This window comes from Massilia sp. CFBP 13721 (assembly GCF_014842025.1).
Taxonomy (GTDB): Bacteria; Pseudomonadota; Gammaproteobacteria; order Burkholderiales; family Burkholderiaceae_D; genus Telluria.
Genome location: NZ_JACYUY010000080.1, coordinates 1 through 306 on the forward strand (window position 1 = coordinate 1; position 306 = coordinate 306).

Sequence of the window (306 nt, forward strand, 5' to 3'; positions counted from 1 at the left end):
ACATCATTTTTCGGATGACGCTGTGCCCAAATCTGGAAATGTGGGGCTTGCCGCGCACGCTGCTACCCGATTCGTGCTGACGGGGATCGAGGCCGGCATAAGCGGTAACCTGCCGAGCGTTCTTGAAGCGGCTCGGGGTGAGTGAGAAGGCCAGCAGCAACGAGATCGTGCGTTCACCAACGCCTGGAATGCTCTCGAGGAGCGCTTTCCGTTGCCTCAAGTCCGGGTCGTCGTCAATGCTGTTGCGGATTTTCTTGGCCAGATTCTTGATTTCATTGTCGAGCCATTGAATGTGAGAGCTGATCT

At 55.9% G+C, this 306-nt stretch carries 1 protein-coding gene; it reads right to left on the bottom strand.

Going from position 1 to position 306, the window contains the following annotated elements; genetic code table 11:
* The coding region (locus IFT60_RS26250) for a transposase (RefSeq protein WP_192057033.1) at nt 1-306 on the bottom strand (306 nt) is incomplete at both ends.